This is a genomic window from Salegentibacter salegens (assembly GCF_900142975.1).
Lineage (GTDB): Bacteria > Bacteroidota > Bacteroidia > Flavobacteriales > Flavobacteriaceae > Salegentibacter > Salegentibacter salegens.
Genome location: NZ_LT670848.1, coordinates 3,916,431 through 3,937,657, shown reverse-complemented (window position 1 = coordinate 3,937,657; position 21,227 = coordinate 3,916,431). Strand labels below are relative to the sequence as shown.

Annotated in this window: 12 protein-coding genes; 5 read left to right on the top strand and 7 right to left on the bottom strand. The window is 37.9% G+C overall.

Going from position 1 to position 21,227, the window contains the following annotated elements; translation table 11 throughout:
- Positions 1 to 67 precede the first annotated feature (67 nt).
- The 4 genes from B5488_RS17480 to B5488_RS17465 all read right to left on the bottom strand — a co-directional run bounded on the left by B5488_RS17480 (position 68) and on the right by B5488_RS17465 (position 5,939).
- A complete protein-coding gene (locus B5488_RS17480) occupies positions 68 to 2,374 on the bottom strand; it encodes a glycoside hydrolase family 65 protein (protein ID WP_079736427.1) in 2,307 nt (768 codons plus the stop codon).
- An 81-nt stretch (positions 2,375 to 2,455) separates the two neighbouring features.
- Positions 2,456 to 3,115 carry a beta-phosphoglucomutase gene (pgmB, locus tag B5488_RS17475; protein WP_079736426.1) on the bottom strand — a complete coding sequence of 220 codons (660 nt, stop codon included), beginning with the start codon at positions 3,113 to 3,115 and terminating at the stop codon, positions 2,456 to 2,458.
- Between the two features lie 319 nt (positions 3,116 to 3,434).
- Positions 3,435 to 4,781 carry an MFS transporter gene (locus tag B5488_RS17470; protein WP_079736425.1) on the bottom strand — a complete coding sequence of 449 codons (1,347 nt, stop codon included), beginning with the start codon at positions 4,779 to 4,781 and terminating at the stop codon, positions 3,435 to 3,437.
- 135 nt (positions 4,782 to 4,916) lie between these two features.
- The gene (locus B5488_RS17465) at positions 4,917 to 5,939 is read right to left on the bottom strand and encodes a LacI family DNA-binding transcriptional regulator (protein WP_079736424.1); all 1,023 of its coding nucleotides are present in this window, start codon (positions 5,937 to 5,939) and stop codon (positions 4,917 to 4,919) included.
- Positions 5,940 to 6,164: 225 nt separating this feature from the next.
- On the opposite strand from B5488_RS17465, the gene B5488_RS17460 reads away from it, so the two are divergent.
- The 5 genes from B5488_RS17460 to B5488_RS17440 all read left to right on the top strand — a co-directional run bounded on the left by B5488_RS17460 (position 6,165) and on the right by B5488_RS17440 (position 16,471).
- On the top strand, positions 6,165 to 9,083 hold the full coding sequence (locus B5488_RS17460) for a SusC/RagA family TonB-linked outer membrane protein (protein WP_079736423.1): 2,919 nt from the start codon (positions 6,165 to 6,167) through the stop codon (positions 9,081 to 9,083).
- A 24-nt stretch (positions 9,084 to 9,107) separates the two neighbouring features.
- The gene (locus B5488_RS17455; protein ID WP_079736422.1) at positions 9,108 to 10,694 is read left to right on the top strand and encodes a RagB/SusD family nutrient uptake outer membrane protein; all 1,587 of its coding nucleotides are present in this window, start codon (positions 9,108 to 9,110) and stop codon (positions 10,692 to 10,694) included.
- 18 nt (positions 10,695 to 10,712) lie between these two features.
- Complete coding sequence (locus B5488_RS17450; RefSeq protein WP_079736421.1) at positions 10,713 to 11,852, top strand: SusF/SusE family outer membrane protein; 1,140 nt, start codon at positions 10,713 to 10,715, stop codon at positions 11,850 to 11,852.
- A 163-nt stretch (positions 11,853 to 12,015) separates the two neighbouring features.
- Positions 12,016 to 13,473 (top strand): alpha-amylase, encoded by a 1,458-nt coding sequence (locus B5488_RS17445; protein ID WP_079736420.1) that lies wholly within the window; start codon positions 12,016 to 12,018, stop codon positions 13,471 to 13,473.
- A 442-nt stretch (positions 13,474 to 13,915) separates the two neighbouring features.
- Positions 13,916 to 16,471 (top strand): adenosylcobalamin-dependent ribonucleoside-diphosphate reductase, encoded by a 2,556-nt coding sequence (locus B5488_RS17440; protein WP_079736419.1) that lies wholly within the window; start codon positions 13,916 to 13,918, stop codon positions 16,469 to 16,471.
- A gap of 349 nt (positions 16,472 to 16,820) precedes the next feature.
- Here B5488_RS17440 and B5488_RS17435 read toward each other — a convergent pair whose 3' ends face one another.
- The 3 genes from B5488_RS17435 to B5488_RS17425 all read right to left on the bottom strand — a co-directional run bounded on the left by B5488_RS17435 (position 16,821) and on the right by B5488_RS17425 (position 21,210).
- On the bottom strand, positions 16,821 to 19,391 hold the full coding sequence (locus tag B5488_RS17435) for a cellulase family glycosylhydrolase (protein WP_079736418.1): 2,571 nt from the start codon (positions 19,389 to 19,391) through the stop codon (positions 16,821 to 16,823).
- Positions 19,392 to 19,400: 9 nt separating this feature from the next.
- Complete coding sequence (locus tag B5488_RS17430) at positions 19,401 to 20,297, bottom strand: hydroxypyruvate isomerase family protein (protein WP_079736417.1); 897 nt, start codon at positions 20,295 to 20,297, stop codon at positions 19,401 to 19,403.
- Between the two features lie 208 nt (positions 20,298 to 20,505).
- A complete protein-coding gene (locus B5488_RS17425; protein ID WP_079736416.1) occupies positions 20,506 to 21,210 on the bottom strand; it encodes an NUDIX hydrolase in 705 nt (234 codons plus the stop codon).
- Positions 21,211 to 21,227: the final 17 nt, after the last annotated feature.

Below are 21,227 nucleotides of genomic sequence, written 5' to 3'. Positions count from 1 at the left end.
ACCTACAAGGTTTTGAAAACCTTGCAGGTGTTTTATATCACAACAAATTTTGGGACAGGATGACGTGTTATACCGCAAATTCCTGGTTTGGCTGCACTTCCACAGCTTTACCATTTACGTTGATTTCAATTAAATTTTCGCCTTCCAAATGAAAAATCGTATTTTCCGCAGAAACTTTTACTTTTAGAATCTGGTCCCTGAAATTCACTTTAAAAGAGTAGGATTTCCAGTCCTCCGGAATTGTTGGATTAAAAGAAAGTTGATCGTCTTTAACCCGCATTCCACCAAAACCTTCTACAATACTCATCCAGGTCCCGGCCATACTGGTAATATGGCAGCCCTGCTCTACTTCTTTATTGTAGTCGTCTAAATCTAATCTTGAAGTACGCAAATAGAAATCATACGCTTGTTTAGTTCTCCCCAATAAAGCCGCTTGAATACTGTGCACACAAGGTGAAAGCGAGGATTCGTGAACGGTAATTGGTTCGTAATAATCAAAATGTTTTTCAAGCTCTTTTTTGCTAAAATGATCTTCAAAAAAGTAGAATCCTTGTAGTACATCGGCCTGCTTGATATAGCAGGAACGCAAAATTCTATCCCAGCTCCATTTCTGGTTAATTGGCCGTTGAGATTTATCCAATTCGGCGATTGGTACGATCTCTTTATCTAAAAATCCGTCTTGCTGAAGGAAAACTTCGTGTTCTTCAGAATATGGGAAATACATATTTTCAGCAACTTCTTTCCACTTGGCCAGTTCGCCTTCATTAATCTTGGTTTTACCCATTACACGCTCATAATCTTCGGCATAAGCATCCTTAACTTTTTCAATGGTTTCCAGGCAATATTCAATACACCATTTCGCCAAATAGTTAGTGTACCAGTTGTTGTGTACGTTATTTTCGTACTCGTTTGGCCCGGTTACTCCCAGCATTACGTATTTATTCCTGTCTTTGCTGAAATTGACTCTTTGCTGCCAAAATCTTGCAATCGCGATCATTACTTCCAGGCCTTTTTCAGGAATATAATCGAAATCGCCGGTGTAACGCACGTAATTATAAATGGCATAAACCATTGCGCCATTTCTATGAATTTCCTCGAAAGTAATTTCCCATTCGTTATGGCTTTCCTCGCCATTCATTGTTACCATTGGATAAAGCGCCGCGCCATTGGGAAAACCAAGTTTTTCGGCATTTTCTATAGCTTTATCTAAATGATTGTAGCGATAAGTTAATAAATTCCTGGCTACCTGCTGATCTTTGGTCGCCATATAAAATGGAATACAGTAAGCCTCGGTATCCCAATAGGTGCTACCTCCATATTTCTCTCCGGTAAAACCTTTTGGGCCAATATTTAAACGCTCATCTTTCCCTAAATAAGTTTGATTTAGCTGAAAAATATTAAAGCGAATTCCCTGTTGGGCTTTTACATCACCTTCAATAGTAATATCGGCCATTTCCCATATTTTCGCCCAGGCTTCTTTTTGCTCCTGAAGTAATTTGGAAAATCCAGCTTTGGTTGCATAATCTAAAACTTTGCTCGCCGCTTCCACCAAATCTGAACGTTTATGATTCATATCGGTTACATAGCCGGCGTATTTTCTAAGACTTAATTTCTGTCCTTTTTCAGCTTTAAGCGCATAGGAAAAAGTAAGTTGATTTTCGGTTTTCGTTTCTGTGAAATCTACATTCTGTTTTTCGCCGTTTAGCAAAACTTCAGACTGCATATAGGTGTTCACGTGAAATTCGGTTTTCAGGGTTTTAGAGAGTACAAAACCTTTATTCGCTTCAGATTTTACTTCTAAAGTCTTCCAAAAACGCTCTTCCCAATTGGCATCAGTATTGGTAATTCCGCCATCGAGATAGGGCTCAAATCTAACTTCAGCATCACTATTTAAAACTTCAATTTCAAAATCTATTGCGCCAAGTTCATCTTCAACAATAGAAAGAAAACGGGTGGCTTTTACCGAAATTTCAATGTCGTTTGGTAAAGTTGCTATGAAACTGCGGCGGTGAAAACCTTCTTTCATATTAAGCTCACGCTTAAAACCTTCAACTTTTTTACAGGTGAAAAGGTCTAAAGCTTCATCGTTCACAAATACATTTATCCCAATCCAATTAGGTGCATTCAATACCTTGGCAAAATATTCTGGGTAGCCGTTTTTCCACCAGCCTACTTTAGTTTTATCGGGATAATAAACCCCGCCAATGTAGCTTCCCTGGAAACTTGGCCCGGAATAGTGTTCTTCAAAATTGGCTCGCTGGCCCATCACGCCGTTACCGATACTAAAAAGGCTTTCAGACGATTTTACGCGTTCTCCATCAAATCCTTCTTCCAGAATAGACCACTCGTTAGCTTGTATATAATCTTGGTTCATTGCTTTATTTCTGTCTAATTTCTAATTGATTAACCCGGGACCAGCCCATAGGTTTAAGTTGTATTATTGAAAGAAATTATCTCAATTATTGAGTAATTTCTTTATAAAATCTATGTCTATTTCGGTGAAATCATTAAACACATAATCGGCTTCGCCCAGTGTTTTTTGTTCCCCTATTCCAATGCTTATCATTTTTGCATTGTTGGCAGCCTGAACTCCGGCTACAGAATCTTCAAAAACGATACTGTTTTCTGGTTTAATGTTAATTTTTTCTGCAGCAATAAGAAATACCTCAGGATCGGGTTTTGCTTTGCTAACATCATTTCCATCAACAATGGCGTCAAATTTTTCCAGCAAATTGATCTTTTTTAAGATGTTACGTGCGTTTTTACTGGCAGATCCCAAAGCGAAAGGAATATTATTTTCAATTAAATAATCTATCACTTTTTGAACTCCGGGAAGAATTTCGTCCTCATCCATTTTAGCAACATAAGAGAGATAATTTTCGTTTTTAAGCGCCATTTGACGTTTAAACTCTGTTTTGGAAAGTTCTAATTCTCCCCACTCCAGTATTTTTTTAAGGGATTCTACCCTGCTAACGCCTTTAAGCTGCTCGTTTTGCTCTTCGGTAAAATCGAAACCCAAATCGTTAGCCAGTTTTCTCCAGGCCAAAAAGTGAAATTTTGCGGTATCTACAATTACGCCGTCTAAATCGAATATTACTCCTTTGTTTGTTTCCATCGTTTTAAATTATCTCTAATTCTTTTCCTTTTATATTTTCAGCATCTCCATTATCGAGTTCACGTATGCTATAATGCCATCACTTTGAATGGAGGCTGTCTGAAAAGTCTAGTTTCGTCAAGCTGAACTTGTTTCAGCTTCTAACATGTTTTGATTATCATTATTTTAGATCTCCGAATAAATTTCGGAGCAGGCTCTGAAATAAATTCAAGATGACGGTTTTAAAAACTTTTCAGACAGTCTCTTTATTGAGAAGTTTTTGATACGATTTGATTATCACTTTGTTTTAATTAAATCTACTCGAACTGATATTCTCCTTCTATGCTTTTACGGGTTCGTCTACATCGTCTATTCTAAAAGTTAGTATAGCCGCAATTAAGAAGGCGATTCCGCTGGTAACTAAGGCGTAAATAGGGTTTCCGTCGTAAAGATATTTTACCATTAATCCGCCCAACAGTGCGTTTACAATTTGGGGGATCACAATAAAAAAGTTAAAAATCCCCATATAAACCCCCATTTTTTTCGCCGGAATAGAACCGGCAAGAATAGCGTAAGGCATTGCCAAAATACTGGCCCAGCCAATTCCAATTCCGAACATAGAAAGCAAAAGCCAATATTCGTTTGGCATTATATAAATGGAAAGCATTCCTAAGGCGCCAATAAATAACGAAACGATATGTGTACTTTTCCTTCCAATTTTTAAGGCGATAGCCGGAAGAAAAAATGCAAAAACCGCTGAAACAGCATTATAAACCCCGAAAAGTACACCAACCCAATCGCCGGCATCCTGGTAAGTTTCGCTGCTACTATCTGAAAGTGGCAATCCATAAATATGATGGGCAATTGCGGGAGTCGAAAAAACCCACATTCCAAAAAGCCCAAACCACGAAAAGAATTGGACCCAGCTAAGTTGCCGCATAGTCCCGGGCATTTTGGCAAAATCTGAGAAGATATCCATTAAACTGGATTTCTCCTTTTCATCGACCGGTTCTTCAACGTGGTCGTCCATTTTTTCCAGTTCTTCGGGAGAATATTCTTTGGTAGTAATTACCGTTACCAGAATACTTCCTACAAGGATAGCCGCACCAATTACAAAAGAAAGCAAGAGGTTTAACGGAACTTCACCTACTACCGTTCTATTACTAATATCAAACCAATTGGCCAGTACATAAGGCAACCAGGAACCAATTACAGCCCCAATTCCTATTAAAACGGTTTGCACACTAAAGCCAAGGGTTCGTTGATCTGAAGGTAGTTTATCGGCCACCAGGGCGCGAAAGGGTTCCATCGCGACATTAAAAGAAGCATCCATTATAAATAGCATCCCCGCACCCACCCAAAGGGAAGGAAGGATTGCTATAAACCAATCGGCATTAGGCATTAAAATCAAGCCTATTGCTGCTAAAATTGCTCCTGTAAGAAAGAATGGACGCCTACGGCCAAGACCGGTCCAGGTTCTATCGCTATAGTAGCCAATAATTGGCTGAACGATTAAACCGGTAACTGGCGCGACCAACCAAAACCACGAAAGCTCGTGAATATCGGCACCAAAAATTTGTAAAATTCTACTTGCGTTGGCATTTTGGAGTGCGAACCCCATTTGAATTCCAAGAAAACCGAAACTCATGTTCCAGATCTCCCAGAAACTTAATCTACGTTTTTGCATATCGTACAATTAACGTTTACGATAAGCGTAAGGCTTATCAAAACTTATTTTAGGTAGGAAGTAAAAATATAAGTTCTGATAAATTAACTAAGCTGGGGTAAATATATATAAAATTTTAAAGATGAGAATCAAAAATTACGATTTGGTAGAATTTCTTTCTATTAAACTGGTTTCTACGATCACTGTTCTGTAAGATTCTTCTTCCTCTGGTTTTCTTTCCAGTTTATCTATTAAAAGCCTTGCAGCTTCAGCTCCCATTCGCTCGCCGTGCTGACTTACCGTAGTAAGACTTGGAATAAACCTCTTTGAAAGTTCTCCATCGGTAAAACCAATTACAGAGACATCTTCTGGAACTTTTAAACCTTTTTCCTGTATAGCTTTTATAGCGTGAATAGCGAAGTGTTCATTTACAGCAAATACCGCGTCTACTTCATTTTTATTAATGAAATCCTTTATTTCGGCTTCACTATTATCCATATCTTCTATTTTAAGGATAAGATTTTCATCAATTTCTACATTATTATCTCTTAAAACTTCAAGATAACCACGAGTCCTTAATTTACCTACACTCACATAATCTACCGTAGAAACTAGTCCGATTTTCTTTGCTCCTTTATCTAATAAATACTGTACTGCCTTTTTTGCGCCAATTACATCGTCAATAATTACTTTATCGCAATGAATTTCGTCTACGACTCTATCAAATAAAACCACTGGCATTCCCTGGTTAGTTACTTCGGTAAGGTGGTGATAATCCTCTTTTTGCATAGTTTCTTTTGCCATAGAGAGAATAAAACCATCGGTACTGCCATTGGCCAGCATTTCCAGGTTTAGCACTTCTTTATCAAAAGAATTGTTAGAAAGACAAACAATTACATTATATCCCATTTCGTTAGCAACCTGCTCTACACCACTAATCACGGTAGTAAAGAAATAATGTACAATCTCTGGAATAATAATCCCAATAGTTTTTGTTTTTCGATTTTTAAGACTGAGGGCAATATTATTTGGCCTGTAGTTATATAATTTGGCAAAAGCCTTGATTTTCTTACGGGTTTCTTCCCCAATTTCAGAACTGTCTCTTAGGGCTTTTGAAACAGTAGAAATTGACACGTCCAACTCTCTTGCAATCTGTTTTAAAGTCAACTTTGGTTTCATAAAAATCTATTATTTAGAAATAACTCAGGGATTATTTTTAAGATGTCGTAAAAATACCATAAAAATTACGCTATACCCGTAAAATTTAAAAGTTTTCAACACTCAAACGTTTGCGCAAAATACTGGAAAGGGAATGCCTATTTCTTTACATTCTGTTTACATACTTTTAACCTCAGGAAGTAAAAATATAAGCATAATTTTTAGTAAAAATCAATAAAATAATTTATGAAAACACTATTTAAAAGCACGTTGATGTTGCTCTTAATGCTGCCAATGAGCTTTTTTGCGCAGGAGACTGTGAGCGGGGTTGTTAGCGAGAGCGCAACCGGCCTTCCAATTCCCGGTGCAAACGTTATTGTGAAAGGAACAACTAATGGTGCAGTCACAGATTTTGATGGTAATTATACCATTCAAAACGTTAGTGAAGACGATATTCTTGTCTTTTCTTTTCTGGGTTTTGCCAGTCAGGAAATTCCTTTTGAAGGGCAGGAAACTTTAGATGTTCAGTTAGACGAAGATCAGGCTACTTTAGAAGAGGTAGTTTTAATTGGTTATGGTAGTACTTCAGAGCAGGATGCAACAGGATCTGTAGAAAAGATTTCTTCGGAAAGTTTTAACCAGGGAGCTGTTGTTTCGCCAGAACAGTTAATTGCAGGTAAATCGGCCGGAGTTAGAATTACTCCCGGAAGCGGAGAACCCGGTGGCGGCTCTGAAATTAGAATTCGTGGTGGTTCTTCCCTATCAGGTAACAACTCTCCACTAATTGTTGTAGACGGTGTGCCCTTAGACCAACGTGGAGTTCAAGGGGTTAGAAACCAATTAAACTCTATTAACCCAAACGAAATTGAGGATTTTATAATACTAAAAGATGCTGCTGCAACTTCGATTTATGGTTCCAGGGCTTCTAACGGTGTGATTTTAATTACTACCAAAACTGGTAAAAAAGATTCTCCGTTTGCTTTAAGTTACGATCTTAAAGTATCAGCCGGGAGAATTATAGATAAAGTAGATGTATTGGATGCCGATCAATTTCGTACCTTAATAAACGAAACTCCGGGAACAGACCCTTCTTTATTAGGAGATGCTAACACCGACTGGCAGGATCAAATTTACCAAACTGCTGTAGGAGCAATTCATAACTTTACGGCAACTCAAGGTTTCGAGAATTTCTCTTACCGTGTAAATTACAACCATACTTCACAAACAGGGGTTTTAAAAACCGATGTTTATGAAAGAAATGCACTTAATATTGCACTTAACCAGGATTTGTTTGATAATCACCTAAAATTATCTTTAACTTCTAAAGGAATTGTAGATGAAAACCGTTTTGCAGATCAGGGTGCTATTGGCGCAGCTGTAGGTTTTGATCCTACAAAACCGGTTTATGAGGAAGGAAGCTACTTTGATGGCTATTTTGAACACAGCCTTTCCCCTCAACAACAGCAAATTCAGGCCACACGAAACCCTTTAGCACTTTTAGAGCAATTAGACGGGCGTGGGGTTACCAAAAGAAACATTACTAACCTGAATGCAGAATATAAATTTCATTTTCTTCCGGAATTGAAATTTAATGTAAATGCCGGTTTTGATTATTCAGAAAACGACGGTTACAATAGAAGACCATTAACTTCTGCTGCGAACAACCAGGATATTCCTTATTTTGAGGATTATGGTGGTTTCAACAGAAATACCCTACTCGATTTCTATTTCAATTATAAAAATGATATAGATTTTCTGGATACTGAAATTGATTTAACTGCAGGACACTCTTACCAGGAATTTTTTATCACCAGTAAAACAACTGAGACAGTTTCTAATAATATTCTTGAGTCCCCACGAGATACCGATCGTAATGCACTAGAATCTTATTTTGGTCGTGCCAGTTTTGATATTGCCGATAAATACCTGATTTCAGGTAGTGTACGTAGAGATGGTTCTTCAAGATTTGGAGAAGACAATAAATGGAGTATTTTCCCTGCATTATCTGTAGGTTGGAAATTACATAATGAAAACTTCCTTGCCGATTCTAATGTATTGAACCAATTAAAACTTCGTGCAGGATACGGGGTAACCGGTAACCAGGAAATTGGACCAAATTATGGCTACTTCGGAACTTATAATCCAAGTGTTGGTGGCGCGCGTTACCAGTTTGGTAATCAATTCTACAATACTCTACGTCCTGAAGCTTATGATTCTGACCTGAAATGGGAAGAATTACAAACATATAATGTTGGTATAGATTACGGTTTTTTTAATAACAGAATCTCTGGTACGGTAGAAGCTTATTACCGGGAAACAGAAGATCTTTTAGCAACGGTACCAGTACCGGCAGGAGCTAACCTTACTGACCTTTTAGTAACCAACGTAGGTAGCACGGTAAGTAAAGGACTTGAATTTGGAATTAATGGTGCTATTATTCAGCAGGAAGATTTTAACTGGGATGTAAATTACAATTTAACTTTTCAGGATTTAGAAATTACGAACCTAACCTTAGGTGACAATCCAAATTTTCAAATTCCGCAAGGAGAAATTAGCGGGGGTGTTGGTAACAACATTCAACTATGGAAAGAAGGTTACGATCCTACAACCTTCAACGTTTTCCGCCAGGTTTACAATGAAGATGGGCAACCCATAGAAGGTGCTTATGTAGATGTGAACGGGGATAATGAAATTACAGAAGAAGATAGGGTTGCTTATAAAAAAGCTACGCCAGATTACTTTATGGGATTAACTAATACTATGAGGTATAAAAACCTTGATTTCAGCTTTACCTTTAGAGGTAACTTCGGAAATTACATGTATAACAATACCCAGTCTAGTAATGGGTTTGTTGGTGCCGGTACAGTTACCCCACAGCCTTACTATTCTAACTTTAACAGCTATGTTTTAGAAAGTAATTTCAATAATAACCAGTTCTTCTCAGACTATTATATTCAGAAGGCTGATTTTGTGAAATTAGATAACATTTCTGTGGGATATTTATTCCCGGGAGAAGAGCTTGATATTAGAACTTCACTAACCGCAACCAATGTATGGACTATAACCGATTATGAAGGTTTAGATCCAGAAATTGCAAACGGTATAGACAACAATTTTTATCCAAGATCTACAACAATTGTACTTGGTTTAAATCTTTCATTTTAAGAAAAAATATATAATAAATTAGTTATGTTAAAAACACTAAAACCATTCTTAATCTTATTTATAAGTGCCGGTTTCTTCTGGTCTTGTGAAGACGATTTAGATTTGCAGCCTGAAGATAACAGGCTCACGGCCGAAACTACTTTTGAAGATCCAGCATCTTACAAACAGTTTTTGGCTAAACTTTATGCCGGTCTTGCGGTTAGTGGCCAGGAAGGTCCAGCCGGAGATCCAGACCTTATAGGTCTTGACGAAGGTTTCTCCCAGTATTTAAGATTATACTGGTCTATGCAGGAACTTACTACAGATGAAGCTGTAATTGGATGGAACGATGGTACAATTCAAGATTTGCACGCCCAAAACTGGACTGCAGGAAACGAGTTTATCAGAACTATGTACTCAAGGATTATGTACCAGGTGGCTCTTACTAATGAATTTCTAAGACAGAGCACCCCAGAACTTTTAGAATCTAGAGGCATTGCCGCTGAAGAAAGAGAGAATATAGCAATGTTCCGTGCAGAGGCTAGATTTCTAAGAGCACTACACTATTATCACGCTTTAGATCTATTTGGTAATGTGCCATTTGTAACAGAAGAAGATCCTGTTGGAGCTTTTCTTCCGCAGCAAATTCAAAGACCAGCACTATACGATTTTGTAGAAAGTGAACTTTTGGCTATAGAAAGTGAAATTGTAAGCGCAAATTCTAATGAATACGGTCGTGCCGATCAGGCTGCAGTTTGGATGCTTCTTTCTAAACTTTATTTAAATGCTGAAGTTTATACCGGTGAAGGCCAGTATGCTGAAGCATTAGATTATTCTGAAAGAGTAATTAACGCGAACTACAGTTTAGCAGATAATTATCAGAATTTATTCTTGGCAGATAACAATACTAACGGAGCACAATCTGAAGTTATCTTCCCTATCACTTTTGATGGGCAGCAAACTCAGTCTTACGGCGGAATGGCATTTATTATTCACGCTGCTGTAGGTGGCGATATGGATCCTGAAGCTTTTGGGGTAAGTAGTGGCTGGGCCGGTCTTAGAACTACTTCTGCGCTAGTAGATAAATTTCCTAATGGAGCAGATTCTGAAGACAACAGAGCCTTATTCTTTACTGAAGGACAAACAAAAGAGATAGACGAAATTTCTAGTTTTAACGACGGTTTTGCGATTACTAAATTCAAAAATGTTACCGTAGATGGTGAACAGGGATCTGATGATACCGGAGAATTTCCAGATACCGATTTCCCAATGTTTAGACTTGCAGATGCTTACTTAATGTATGCTGAAGCACACCTAAGAGGTGGCGGCGGTAGCCAATCGGCTGCGCTAGGTTACGTTAATGAATTAAGAGAACGCGTTGGTGCTGGTCAAATTGGAGGATCAGATTTAAACTTAGATTTTATATTAGATGAGCGCTCCCGCGAATTATACTGGGAAGCTCATAGAAGAACAGATCTTATAAGGTTTAACCAGTTTACTGAAAACGGAGTTTGGCCCTGGAAAGGAGATGTTCCGCAGGGAGCAACTACACAGAGTTATAGAGATCTAATGCCTATACCGGCTTCAGATTTAGGAGTGAACACCAACTTAGAACAAAATCCAGGATATTAATTTTATAAAAGAATTAAAATGAAGAAATTTTCAATTTTATTATTAGCATTTGTCGCGCTACTAAGTTTTAACGCGTGTACACAAGACGACGATATTGTTTTCGTTGCACAACCAGACCCGGAAGGAATTCAGTTTAGCAATTCATTTCAAAGCACCTATGTGTTACCGGCCGGAAACCCAGATAATCTTGCCGAAAGATTTGTTTGGAATGAAGTAGATTTTGATGCCCCTACCACTATTACTTATGAGCTTCAGGGATCAGCAGATGAAACTTTTGGAGACCTTATGTTAATAGGAAGCACAGATAGCAATAACCTTGGTGTAACCATTGGCCAAATGCGAGAACTTGCTGAAGATGCAGATCTTGATAACGATCCTGAAACCGAAATGCCCAATGCAGGCACTATTTACTTTAAAGTTCGTGCTTTTGCAGGTGACGGTGAAGGAAACGCTTTAGAAGAATTTTCTGAAACTATTGGCCTTAATGTAGAGTTACCAGAAGCTGAAGAAGAGGGTGAAGCACCTAAAATGCAGCTGTACCTTGTAGGAGATGCTACTGAAGCCGGATGGGATCCAGCCAATAATAATACTCCTTTATTTAGAGATGGTGAAAACGAAGCTATCTACTACTTTGAAGGAAGATTTGCCGGAGGAGCAGATATTGAAGGTTTCAAATTTTTAGAAACTACCGAGTGGCAACCACAATGGGGAATTTCTAATGGTGAACTTACTAATAGTGATCTCTTAGGTGATGATCCTGATGCGTTCCCGGTAGAAAACGATGCTTACTATTCTTTAATGGTGAATGTTGATGAAATGACATATACCTGGGAAGAAATAGATGAAACCGAAGCCGAAGTTCAAACAAACATTGGGATAATTGGCGATGCTACTCCTGGTGCATGGGATGATGATACTGATATGACTCAGTCTGAATTCAACCCGCATATCTGGTATATCGAAGGAATTGAATTAACTGATGGTGAAGCTAAGTTTAGAGCAGATGATGCCTGGGACCTTGATTGGGGTGGAGCAACTCCGGTAAGCGGGGAAACTACAGTAGCTGGACCAAATATTCCGGTGAGCGCAGGAACTTACAATGTGTGGTTTAACACTCTGGATGGTCGATATATCTTTATCCCTCAAGGGGAAGAGTAAAGACTAAATTAACTTAAGGGCTGCCTGGAAAGTTCAATTACCGTCAAGCTAAACTGGTTTCAGCTTCTAACTTGTTTTGATAATCAAAAACTTAGATTCTGAAATAAATTCAGAATGACGATCTAATAACTTTTCAGACAGCCCTTTTTAATTCTTATTTATTATGAAAAAAACTAAAATTTTATTTCCTTTTCTTTTCAGCTTACTTTTAGTGATATCTGGCTGTTCTAAAGACGACGACGAAGTTGTTGATGAGACAGATGATATAACCGGCGGTGAAGAACCGGAAGCACCTACTCCACAAGATCCTGAAGCATTAGATCTTTCGCTATATTCCAGCGGGCAAAAAGTAATGATGCAAACTTTTTACTGGGATGTAGAACCTCGTTTTGAGTGGTGGAACAACCTTTCAGATAAAGTTGAGGGCTGGGCAGATGCCGGGATAGACAGGTTATGGCTTCCAGTGGCTACCAAAGGCCAATCTGGCGGTTACTCTATGGGGTACGATCCTTCAGATTATTTTGATTTTGGAGAATACGATCAGCACGGGACTGTTCCTACACGTTTTGGAACGCGCGAAGAGCTGGAAAATCTTATCTCTAAATCTCACGATCTGGGCTTAGAGGTTATTGCAGATATTGTTTTAAACCATAATTCTGGTGGTGGCCTGGAATACAATCCGTATCGTGATAAAGAAACCTACACTAATTTTGATGAGGAAAACGGAAATGCCTCTGGGATGTTCAATAGAAGTTACGAGCATTTCCATCCAAATGATATAAGCCAAAGTGATGAGGGCGATCTTTTCTTTTCTGAACAGGATGTAGATCACGATGTTCCTTATGTACAGGATTGGCTTTGGAAAAATGAAAATTCTGTTGCGAAATATTACAAAAATGAAATGGGCTTTGACGGATGGCGATTTGATTACGTGAAAGGTTTTGGAACCTGGGTAATTGAAGACTGGATGAACGAAGTTGGCGGATTTGCCGTGGGAGAGAATTTTAATGGAAATGCCGATGTTTTAGTAGACTGGGTTGACGCCACCGGAGTTTCAGCTTTCGATTTTGCTGCATTCTATAAAATGGAAGAAGCTTTTGATCGTTTTGATGACCTAAATTATTTAGACGGAAATACACTGCGTAAGGTTTATCCCGACAAAGCAGTGACATTTGTAGCGAATCATGACACCGAAAAAGACGAAAATGAAGACAATCGCATCGCTACAGAAAATAAAATGAAGGCTTATGCCTATATTTTAACACACGACGGATATCCTACAATTTTCTACTCAGATTACGAAAATGAAGCTTTTAACGAGGAAATTAAGCTGTTAATCGAGATTCATAACAGTCTGGCACTTGGGGACGTAGAAGTGCTTCATGTAGATAATGACGAATATGTAATGAAAAGAGAAGGGAATGCTGAAAACCCCGGATTAATTCTATATATTAGCACCGGCAGCACTACCAAGCGTAGAAACGTCCAAACTAATTGGAATAACGTTACCCTTTTAGATTATAGTGGTAACACAACATACACCCCTACCTCCGATGAAAACGGAATGGTAACAATTGAAGCTCCGGCGAATGGATATTCAATATATTCCATCACGAAATAGGTTTTATTTTGAATTTTCATAGGTGTTAATTCAAAGACTGGCTGGTTGTTAATTCAACCAGCCTCTTTTTTTATAACAATTCAGCTTTTATTCTTCCAGCCACATTTAATTGTATCAAATTTATTCCTGGTTTCAGACTTAGATTTCCGTTAAGATTTTTGCGCATTTCAATCCTAAAATATTCGTGAATTCGTAGCAAAACTAACAGGAAATAGTTTTCTCTACTTCAGCTTCAGCAGTTTACTCCTACACAAACTTTATTTATCTTTTTTTACAAATTTGTCAACTTTCTAATGTTGATAAATTCATATTAGACTGATAATAAGCTTATTAACAATTTTTGTTTGATAACTTTTTTTAACAAGATTTTATATTCTTGTACATCTTTGTCTATATTTACATTCCGCTTGAAACGAATACTAATCCAAAATCTAAAATTAATATGGGTGTGAACACTACTACCGCCGCTCCTAAGACCTATAGCCAGGATGAGGCTTTTAAAGCTTCGTTAGACTATTTTAAAGGAGATGATTTAGCCGCACGGGTGTGGGTAAACAAGTATGCGCTTAAAGATTCCCAGGGGAACCTTTATGAGCTTACGCCAAACGATATGCATCGTAGAATTGCAAAAGAAATTGCCCGTGTAGAGCAACGCTACCCAAACCCAATGAAAGAAAATGAAGTTTTTGACCTTATAAAAGACTTTAAATATATTGTTCCTCAAGGTAGCCCAATGGCCGGTATAGGTAACCCTTATCAAATTGCTTCTCTTTCTAACTGTTTCGTAATTGGTAACGATGGCGATTCAGATTCTTATGGAGGGATTATGAAAATAGACCAGGAACAGGTTCAGCTTATGAAACGCCGTGGCGGTGTTGGCCATGACCTTTCCCACATTCGTCCAAAAGGTTCGGCGGTAAAAAACTCTGCCCTTACTTCTACCGGTATTGTTCCTTTTATGGAACGTTACTCTAACTCCACTCGGGAAGTTGCCCAGGATGGGCGTCGTGGAGCGCTAATGCTTTCAGTTTCTATTAATCACCCAGATTCTGAAGATTTTATAGACGCTAAAATGGAGCAGGGAAAAGTAACCGGCGCCAATGTTTCAGTGAGAATAGACGACGAATTTATGCGTTCGGTTAAAGAAGATCGCAATTACGTTCAGAAATATCCAATTTTTAGCGAAAATCCAACGAAATCTAAAGAGATCGAAGCTAATAAGCTTTGGAAAAAAATAGTACATAACGCCTGGAAATCGGCTGAGCCGGGAATCCTTTTCTGGGATACCGTAATTAACGAATCGGTGCCAGATTGTTATGCAGATCTTGGTTATAAAACGGTTTCTACCAATCCTTGTGGTGAGATTCCGCTTTGTCCTTATGATTCCTGTAGATTACTTGCCATAAACCTATTCTCTTATGTAGAAAATCCGTTTACTAAAGATGCTTCTTTCAATTTTGAACTTTTCAAAAAACATATCGCCGCTGCACAGCGTATTATGGACGATATTATTGATCTTGAATTAGAGAAAATTGATGCAATTCTTGCTAAAATTGAAGCAGATCCTGAAGGTTCAGAAATTAAAGGTGTAGAATATAATCTTTGGAAAAATATTCAAACTAAAGCAAAAGAAGGTAGAAGAACCGGAATTGGCATCACTGCAGAAGGCGATATGTTAGCAGCTTTAGGTATTAAATACGGAAGCGATGAAGGTGTGGATTTTTCAGTGAAAATTCATAAAAACATCGCTATTGAAGCTTACAGAGCTTCAGTTTATGCAGCAAAAGAAAGAGGTGCTTTCGGAATTTTTGATTCAGAAAGAGAAAAAGAAAATCCGTTTATCCTTCGACTTAAAGAGGCCGATGAGAAATTGTATTACGATATGCTGGAATACGGCCGCCGTAATATTGCCTTACTTACCATTGCCCCTACGGGAACTACCAGTTTAATGACGCAAACCAGTTCTGGAATTGAGCCGGTATTTATGCCTGTTTACAAGCGAAGAAGAAAAGTAAATCCTAACGATAAAGATTCCCGTGTAGATTTTGTAGATGAAGTTGGCGATTCCTGGGAAGAATACGTGGTTTTCCATCATCGATTTAAAGAATGGATGAAGGTTAACGGCCACGAAATAACCGATGATTATACACAAGCCGAACTGGACAAACTTGTAAAAGCTTCTCCCTACTACAAAGCCACTTCTAACGATGTTGACTGGTTGAGTAAAGTAAGAATGCAGGGAGCAGTACAAAAATGGGTAGATCACTCTATTAGTGTGACCATTAACTTACCAAATGATGCTACCGAAGAATTGGTTGGTCAACTATATTTAGAAGCCTGGCAGGCCGGTTGTAAAGGAGTTACCGTGTATCGTGATGGTTCTCGCTCTGGAGTTCTAATTTCTAACGAAGAGAAAAAAGAAGAGGCTGAAGAAGAAAATAATACGCCATTCCCAACCACGCGCCCACAAAGTTTAACCGCAGATGTGGTTCGTTTCCAGAATAACAAAGACAAATGGATTGCATTTATTGGCTTAATTGACGATAGACCTTACGAGATCTTTACCGGTTTTGCCGATGATGAAGAAGGGATTTTGCTTCCGCGTTGGGTGACTGAAGGGACTATTATAAAAGCCAGAAATGAAGATGGAACTTCTCGTTACGATTTCCAGTATGAAAACAAACGAGGTTACAAAACAACTATAGAAGGCTTATCGCATAAATTCAACCCTGAATACTGGAATTATGCTAAATTGATCTCTACCACGCTTAGACACGGTATGCCAATTGAAAAGGTAGTAGATTTAATAAGCAGTCTGCAGTTAGACAGTGAATCTATTAACACCTGGAAAAACGGAGTTGCCAGGGCGCTGAAACGCTTCATCGCCGATGGTACCGTTGCCAAGAAACAAAAATGTACAAATTGTAATTCATCTAATCTTATCTATCAGGAAGGCTGCCTTACCTGTCAGGATTGTGGTTCTTCCAAATGTGGATAGCATAGACTCTTGTTAGATTAGATAAAAAAGGCCTTTTGGAAATCCAAAAGGCCTTTTTGTTTGTAGAAGGGAAATGTTTCTTAGCTTTCGTCAAGCTGAACTTGTTTCAGCTTCTAACTTATTCTGATTATTAACATCTTAGATTCTGAAATGAATTCAGAATGACGCATACAAAAAACAAAACCTTGCAGGAGAGAATTTAAAAGATCAAAATCCACAATCTTTTTAAGCTCCGTAGGAGCGATATATTTATAGAAACTAGAGACAGCTCCATCGGAGCGGCACATTTCACCACAAAAAACCTCACAGGTCTCGAAGACCTGTGAGGTTTAATACTCATATAATTTTCTTATTCCAAACTCACCGAAATAATCCCCACACCATGCGGATTTTCCAACTCATTATTTTCAATTCCCGGGCCGATTGAAAATTGCAAAGCTTCTGCATTTTCTAACTCAAAATCGCCTTTATAAGAATGCTTAAAATAATATGGTAAAAATGAAGGATAAGGTCTTGGCAGACTCACCGTTTTAACCGGTTTTAAAGAGGATAGATCAATTTTATAAGTTTTGGTTTCCTGGGTTAGATCTATTGATGTTCCAAAGGAGGCTCCGTTTTTCATCACCAAAGCAATTTGAAGTTTATCTGTGCTCGCGGTTAAACTTCTGGCCTTTATCATCAGGCTATCTTTGGAATTCAACTCGGCTTTTCTGCCTGCAATTTTTCTATTGAAATTATATCTAAACGAATAATCATAAACTGGTTCTGCTTCCGGGTTTTCGACATCTTCTTCAAAAAGTTTTTCCACTTTTACCTGGTATTCTGCTTCCGCAGGATTATTGGTTGGCACCAGGTTATTTTCAGGGCTCCACTCGCCTACTACATAATCTTCGTCTTCTGCAGCATTAAAAATATAAAGCGGTTTGCTCTCTTTTACAATCTGTGTGGTAAACATCTCTTCAGAATAAAAATCCCAATCTTCAGGGCTGCCTGACACTTCACCGGGAAAAGTTTCTTTTCCTTTATCCGTAGTTGCTATGATTCTATACTTCAGAAATCCATTTTTAAGCATATTTTCTGGAATTTCTGCCGAATAATTATAAGCGCTGCTATTTTCAAGTTCGATAGCTTCATAAGTATTGGCATTTTGCAACCAGGCTTCTACTTTTTCTATTTCTTTATTTGAAACGATCTCTGCAGTAATCTCTGCTGAAGAATTCTCGGTAAGTTCATTTATTGGCTGATGTAGTACATAAGTTTTTTCTACAGTACTTTCCGGGGCAGTAAATTCTTCCAATTCGAACCTTAAATCTAAGTCTGAATTTTTATCAAATTCAGCTCCTTTAGTTTTCAGAAGATAAGTTCCAGGACGAATTTTAAAGGATTTCGCTTCTATCTTTGGAGTAAATTCGTTGTCTTTATTTAAAGCTTCCAGGCTGAAGTTTTCATCCAAACCGGCAAGATCTAAACTCATTTCCCATTCATCCCACTTAATTACAGCCACGGTTTTTTCGAGGCTGTTACTTCCAAAAGGATTATCTACCAAAATAGCGTCGGGCATCACTTCCAGTCGCCAAACTCCGTCTTCTAATTTATCGAGAAAATAGGCGCCTTTTCCTTCATATTTTACAACTTCAGAATCACCAAAACCGGCAATTTGTTTAAGGTTTTTAAAGGATTTTGGCTGAATTTCGTTAGTATTCGTATAAATAAATTTTTCTTCAGAATTTAATACTGCCAGGTCTTTCTCATAATTGATCTGAAAATCCTGAAATTCCAGGTTTTCTGGATAAACACCAAAATCACTATTTACAGGAACCTGATGAAAAACCTCGCCGGCAATCATTAAAGCCAGAGCTTTTTGCGGCGTGTAGGCCAGGTTCATATAATGCGTGTTGTACTCGGTATTTCCGGGCGCTAAGTAGGTAGGATCGTAAGCAAAGTGAGTTCCAATCTGGATTCCGGCTTCCCGAAAACTTCTAGCCATTGCGGGATAGATATAAGATTTCATCACATCGGCAGCATCAAATTCGTAAACCAATTTTGCGGCGTTATTTTTTTCAATTACATCATTGAACGGAATATGATAATCGTTTACATTGGGTAACAAATTTCCTTCCAATTCCTTCTGAAATCCCAGTCCGGTGGGATACCACTGGAAAGTTCCGCCGTCTATTCCAGCATCAAAATAAGATTCGGCAAGATGAATACTATGGCTTACATTATAGAAAATTGGTTTCTCAGAACCGGTGCTTTTCATAGCCGAAACCATTTTTTCTATAAACTCCTGCACTTCTTCAGGCTCCCCTTTATGGTGCGGTTCGTTGCTAATTTCAAAAGCAATGAGGTTTGGGTCATTTTTATAAGCCACACCGGTATGCGGATTCACATGATTTAGAAATTGTGCCAAATAATTTTCCTGTGCTTTAATAGCGCCGGGTTCAATAAGGCTTCCTGCTTTTCCGTATTTATTAGAAAATCCAGGGGTATCTTCATCGGGTTCCGGCCAGCCATTTCCCCAATATGCGATGGGCGTGATCACGAAATTTATGTCACGCTCCTTGAGCTTTTTCAGTAAATAATCGAATAATTCCAGATGTTCATTTTCCAGAAGATTTCCTTCTTCATCGCTGATTTCGGTATCCCAAACGTGAATTCGATAAAGATCAAAACCTAATCTTGAAAAATGGTAAACATCCTTATCTATAGCTTCTTTTAGAGCTACATTCAATTTCTGGCCGCTACGGTACCCGTGTGCAAAAGGCACCGAATAATTTGCCCCAAAGCCTTTTACTTCCTCATCATTATGGCCCCAGCGCATTAGGCCCTCATCATCTACGTATGCATCTTGTTTTTCCTGGGAAAATCCTGCGAAACCTATAACCCCAATTAAAAAGATTAAAAAAATATTCTTTCTCATAAATAAAACTTAGACATCACAAATTTCAATAGCTTTCTTTAATGAAGCAATTTCATCAGGATTGGTAGGAATAAACTCTTGCGCTACAAATCCTTCAAAACCGGTTTCCACAATGGCTTTCATAATTGCAGGATAAAATAATTCCTGAGAATCGTCAATTTCATTTCTCCCGGGAACTCCTGCAGTGTGGTAATGATTAATGTGCTTATGATGTTTTTTAATTGTAGCAATAATATCTCCCTCCATAACCTGCATATGGTAGATATCGTAAAGCAGTTTAAAGTTCTCTACTCCCATTTCTACGGCCAGCGCCACACCCCATTCGGTATGGTCTGCCATATAATCGGGATGATTTACTTTGCTATTGAGTAATTCCATAACCAGGGTTATATTTTTCTTTTTTGCGTATTTAAGCAGCGGTTTTAAGCCCCTGGAACAATTTTTAATTCCGGTTTGCTCATCCATTCCACGCCGGTTTCCGGAGAATACAATTACATTTTTTATGTTGTGTTTTGCAGCCTTATCAATTAAACCCTTGTATCTTTCCTGAAGATCTTTATGATTTTTAGGCTCGTTAAATCCATTTTCAATATTGGCAAAATCATCGGTAGCCATAGAGCACACCAATCCATATTTCTCTACAGTATCCCATTCTGATGGTTTTAAAAGATCTATAGCCTGAATTCCCATATTGGCACAGGTTTTTGCAAATTCATCTAAGGGAATATCCTGAAAACACCAACGACAAACTGAATGCTTAATATTGTTCTTTTTTCTATTGGGTAATGTATTATTATCAATATAATTCATAGCAGCAAAAGAAGATGCTACTCCCCCAAGGCTTAGGATTCCTGAACCAATGGCTATACTCTTTAGCGCATTGCGTCTTGTAAATTTCTTATCCATTATTTATATATTAAGTTGGTACAATAAAGTATAGCACCTAATTAGGCTAAAGAAAAAGCCAGATCAAAAATTAAAAATGGTTTCTATAACTTTCTTTTCTTAGTAAATTATTATAAACGTAAAATTTACAATTATTTTTCAGAAAACAAATTTTTTAGAATAAATTTTTTAAATTTTTCTTAACATATTTAAGGTAGGAAAACTTCTATTATCCAATTTCAAAATTGAATCCTGAATCTTGAAGTTTCAGGTATTTATTTCGGTCAAATTTGTATAAAAAAGCGCCCCGGCGAGAGGTAGACATATCTTTTTCATCTAATTTAACAAGCACATTTAAGGAAAGTACTTTTTTTCTGAAGTTACGGGCATCGATTTCTTTATGATAAACAGCCTCATAAAGCCTTTGTAATTGCGGAATTGTAAATTTCTCTGGAAGTAATTCAAACCCAATTGGTTTATATCTCGCCTTTCTGCGAATTCGAATTAGAGCATCCTTTACCATTTGGTTATGTTCTAACACTAGATCAGGTACATCTTCTATATCATACCAATGCGCCCCATGTCTTTCTACTAATTCCTTATCATACTCACCAATTCTTATTAAAGCGTACTGGGCGATAGAAATAGTGCGGTAACCAGGATCCCGAAATGTGGTGCCATACGTTTTTAGTTCTTCCATAAAAACGTTTTCCAGGCCGGTTATTTCCTTTAAAACACGTTTTGCGGCTTCTTTAACGTCCTCATCCAGTTTTACAAAACTTCCTATAAGAGACCAGGTTCCCATAAGTGGTTTAACCCTTCTTTTAAAAATTAAAAGTTTCAGGTTTCCTTCATCGAATCCAAAAATTACGCAGTCTGTTGCTACGTACATCTTATCTTCCTGACTGTAGAAATCCTTTTGAAACGGTTTCATTAAAAATATTGAAGTTT